We start from the raw sequence: 3,295 nt of genomic DNA, 5'->3' as shown, positions 1-3,295 counted from the left end.
CTAATATTTTACTCCATAATTTTAACTAACTACATTGAAAAGATAAAACTTTTGCCTTTGTTTGGTTGCGCCCGGCTCCCTTAGCAGCATACAGGGCCTGATCAGCAATTTTGATTAAATCACTGGGATGATAATGCAACAGGGGCACAGTGGTGCCAATCCCTAAACTTATGGTGAGGTAACGGTTCGTAGGGGAATCAGCATGGGAAATTTTTGCCCCCGCTAGATAGTGGTGGATGCGTTGAGCCACAGTGTAAGCTCCCGGTTGATCGGTGTAGGGCAAAATCACGATAAACTCTTCACCTCCGTAGCGAGCCAGGACATCGGAAGGGCGCTTCAAAGAATTTTGAATGATTTTAGCTACACTTTGGAGGCATTTGTCCCCCATTTGATGACCATAAAGATCATTATAGTTTTTGAAATAATCTACGTCACATAAAATTAGAGAAATGGGAGATTTTTGCCGCAAACATTGCCGCCATTCCTGTTCTAAATAGCTAGTGAAATAACGGCGATTGGGAATTTGGGTTAGTTCATCGTAAATAGCTAAATGTTTGAGTTGTTGGTTGACTTGCTCTAGCTGTTGTTTGGCAAATTCCAACTCCATGGTGCGCTCCTTCACCCTAATTTCCAAGGTTTGGGAATAATTTTTGATAGTTTCATAATATTGGGCAGTGCGGATAGCGGCCGCCACCTGGCCAGTAACGGTGGAAAAAAGATTCAAATCGCTGGAATCGAAGTGCTTGGCCTGGTAGTGAGCTAAACCAAGGACGCCAATAATTGAATTTTGGACCGTCAGAGAACAGCAAAGCAAAGAACGAATTCTAGAAGGCTGATTTAGGTAATCTGGATCCTTTTGAATATCATCAATTACCTCTACTTGATGGAATTTTAAGACCCGCTCAACAATTTTTTCAATTGCTTTAAAGTCCCGTAATGAGTCTTCCGTTTTATACAAAAATGGAGCTAGACTATCTTGGCTTTGGTCATAAAGGTATAAAAATATTTCATCGACACTGATAACCTGACGAATCTGGGCTCTAATTACTTCGATTAGCTCATGCAACCCAGTACAGGTGGCCATGGCATTAGCAAATTGTGAAAGAAAAACCACTTCTTCATATTTTTGTAGAGCATCCTTGGCCAACTGCTTTTTTTCATACTCCGTTTGCACAATGTAACCCACCACAGCGGCGATCGCCTCGGCTGAATGGGGCGCAAGGTCACCGGTTACGGTGCCCAAACAAATCTGGTGGGCATAAATATCAGCCTTGGCCTGGGAACCCTGGGCATTGCCCCAAAGACAACGGTCCTCAGTATCAATAATGGCAAAGTTTTTGCCGATGGAATCGCCTAGCCGTTGGAGGAGGGTTTTGACGTCTGGCTTTTTTAATACTTTTTGAAAGGAAAAGTTTTGCATGGACCTTTTGTTTGACAAGCCATCCACCGACAGATGGTGACCGACGCACCACTGGATTTTTGATTAAAGCTCTAACCCTTTGCTCTTCCCCAAGTATTATTTTTTATTTAAAATTTTCGTTGGCTCAAAAGATGAAAATATTTAAAAAAAGTCTTTAAATAACTTAGTAAGGTAGAACAATAGTCAGGGCAACAGCCTTCATACCTGTTAACTATAGCCTACTCTTCAGATTCAATCATTGACAGCCAGGGCACCACTGTTTCATCAACGGCCCTCACTAAGGATTGATCGTGCCCTAATGGCGATCACCAGGGATGATTTAGCTCGCTTTTTCTGAACTATTCTCTGGAGTTTTGCTTTCTTCTAGTTCTGCCTTAATTTGCACTGACTTTTCGAGATTTTGAGCTTCCCGCTTCAGTTCCGTTTCAAACTCTTTGGAGGCTTCCTGGAATCCCCGCAGGGCCTTGCCCAAACTGCGCCCTACTTCCGGTAATTTTTTGGGGCCAAACACTAACAGGGCGATAACAAAGATTAAACCTAGTTCGGGTAAGCCAATGCCGAATATATTCATAGGACTGGGTGCGATTAGAGGGAGAGAAAGATTCCTTTAACCGACTGTAGCAGAGCTTTGTCCCCCACAGAAACCCAAGGGGATGAAAGGCCCATAACCAAGGTCAGTGCCATGGCATTAGCCGAGGGCAGTATCCCCCGTGCCCTGGAACATTAACCAAGATAGGAAAAAGTTGCTGACAAAAATGGCCAATAGGGATGTAACCACAGCAGTGGTGGTGGATTCCCCCACTCCCTTAGCCCCCCCAGTGGTGGTTAAGCCCCAACTACAACCGATAATGGCGATGATAATGCCAAATACCAAAGATTTGAACAAACAGGCAAACACATCCCATAGCTGGGTAAAATTTTGCACAGAGTTTAAAAAAATAGTTGGATTAATGGCATAAAGGCTAGAGGAAATCACCAATCCCCCCGCCATGCCCACAAACAGAGATAATCCAGTCAAAATGGGCAACATCAACCCACAGGCAATTACCCTGGGCACCACCAAATAATCAATCGGATCTGTCCTGAGCATATAGAGGGCATCCAACTGTTCTGTTACTCGCATGGTGCCAATTTCCGCCGCAAAGGCCGAACCCACCCGCCCGGCAATCACCACCGCGGTCAAGACCGGGGCCAATTCCCTGGTTAACGATAGGGATAAAACTCCTCCAATGGTCGTGGTGGCTCCATAGTAAATAAATTCCCTAGCCACTTGAATAGTAAAAACCATGCCCACAAAACCCGCCGTGATCAAGGCGATCGCCATGGATTCTGGGCCGACCATATTCATTTGTTCCAGGGTATTGCGCCGGTTAATCCGCCCCTGCAAAATGTGCAAAAAAACCTGGCCGGTTAAAAAAAAGGCCGCGACCAAACGCTGGAACCAAAGACTGAGGGAGTGGCGAGAGCGTCGATCCGACATACTTCACTGCAATGATTATGAACTGGGGCATCTGGGGCCCACACCGTTATTCCAATAGCTAGGCTAGGGGAGAAATATTCTGCCCCGACCTCAACGATTTTCCACCCGGAACCGTTCCACGGAGGTTAACAGATCCCGGGAAATGGAGACCAGGGTTTGCAAAGATCCCGCCACCCGTTGGGATTCCTGGGACGTTTCTTGGGCGGTCAGCTCAATGGACTGCATGACGTTGGACACCGCCCCGGAATTCTCCTGTTGTTTGACGGTGTCGGCGGTAATGGAACGCACCAACGTGTTAATCCGGTTGGACACCTCAATAATATCCTCCAGGGCTCGTTTGGACTGCTCCGACTTGTCAGTCACGTCGATTACCTGTTGGATGCCCTCTTCCATGG

The 3,295-nt window shown here is 46.0% G+C and carries 3 protein-coding genes and 1 pseudogene; all 4 read right to left on the bottom strand.

Annotated features, from left to right (window positions below):
- Positions 1–25: 25 nt before the first annotated feature.
- Positions 26–1,420 (bottom strand): sensor domain-containing diguanylate cyclase, encoded by a 1,395-nt coding sequence (locus IQ219_RS18270; RefSeq protein WP_194073548.1) that lies wholly within the window; start codon positions 1,418–1,420, stop codon positions 26–28.
- A 319-nt stretch (positions 1,421–1,739) separates the two neighbouring features.
- A complete protein-coding gene (locus IQ219_RS18265) occupies positions 1,740–1,991 on the bottom strand; it encodes a TatA/E family twin arginine-targeting protein translocase (RefSeq protein WP_194073547.1) in 252 nt (83 codons plus the stop codon).
- Positions 1,992–2,108: 117 nt separating this feature from the next.
- A complete protein-coding gene (locus IQ219_RS18260) occupies positions 2,109–2,900 on the bottom strand; it encodes an ABC transporter permease (protein ID WP_190596690.1) in 792 nt (263 codons plus the stop codon).
- Between the two features lie 90 nt (positions 2,901–2,990).
- Positions 2,991–3,295 (bottom strand): annotated as a pseudogene (locus IQ219_RS18255) (chemotaxis protein); the annotation flags it as partial.

Origin of the sequence: Synechocystis sp. LEGE 06083 (assembly GCF_015207725.1) — a bacterium.
Taxonomy (GTDB): Bacteria; Cyanobacteriota; Cyanobacteriia; order Cyanobacteriales; family Microcystaceae; genus Synechocystis; species Synechocystis salina.
The sequence above is the reverse complement of the archived record's forward strand: the minus strand, read 5'-3'. Positions and strand labels throughout refer to the sequence as shown.

Bases quoted from the DNA above. Each gene is read 5' to 3' on its own strand.
- IQ219_RS18270 (WP_194073548.1), bottom strand. From the start codon at position 1,420: ATGCAAAACTTTTCCTTTCAAAAAGTATTAAAAAAGCCAGACGTCAAA.
- IQ219_RS18265 (WP_194073547.1), bottom strand. From the start codon at position 1,991: ATGAATATATTCGGCATTGGCTTACCCGAACTAGGTTTAATCTTTGTT.
- IQ219_RS18260 (WP_190596690.1), bottom strand. From the start codon at position 2,900: ATGTCGGATCGACGCTCTCGCCACTCCCTCAGTCTTTGGTTCCAGCGT.